The organism is Streptomyces sp. C (genome assembly GCF_000158895.1).
In the GTDB taxonomy this organism is placed as follows: Bacteria; Actinomycetota; Actinomycetes; order Streptomycetales; family Streptomycetaceae; genus Streptomyces; species Streptomyces racemochromogenes.
This window is the reverse complement of record NZ_GG657750.1, coordinates 909,957-910,521: the sequence shown is the minus strand read 5'-3', so window position 1 is coordinate 910,521 and position 565 is coordinate 909,957. Positions and strand designations below refer to the sequence as shown.

The following is a 565-nucleotide window of genomic DNA, read 5'->3' as shown; positions in this document are numbered from 1 at the left end:
GGGGTTTCGTCGGGGGCGGCGGGAGCGGGGGCTTGCGGCCCGTCCGCCGCGCGGGTCTTCGCGGCCGCGGGCGTGCCCGTCCAGCGGCCGCGCAGGGCGACGAGCACGCCCATGGCGATGGCCAGCAGCAGCAGCGACACCGAGGTGGCCGCTTCCGGCTGGTCCTGGAGCAGCAGGTAGACCTGGAGGGGCAGGGTCTGGGTGGTGCCCGGCAGGTTGCCGGCGAAGGTGATGGTCGCGCCGAACTCGCCGAGCGCCCGGGCCCAGGTGAGCGCCGCGCCGGCGATCAGGCCGGGGGCGACCATGGGCATGGTGACCGTGAAGAACACCCGGACCGGCGAGGCGCCGAGGGACGCGGCGGTCTCCTCGTAGCTGTGCTTCAGCCCGCCGAGCGCCCCCTCCAGGCTGATCACCAGGAAGGGCATGGCGACGAACGTGGCCGCGACGACCGCCCCGGAGGTGTGGAAGGGCAGCGTGACGCCGAAGGTGCCCTCCAGCCAGGGGCCGAGCAGTCCGCGCCGCCCGAAGCCGAGCAGCAGCGCGACACCGCCGACGGTCGGCGGCA

The 565-nt window shown here is 75.4% G+C and carries 1 protein-coding gene; it reads right to left on the bottom strand.

The window, feature by feature from the left end; translation table 11 throughout:
- The coding region (locus SSNG_RS04050) for an ABC transporter permease subunit (RefSeq protein ID WP_007262524.1) at positions 1-565 on the bottom strand (565 nt) is incomplete at both ends.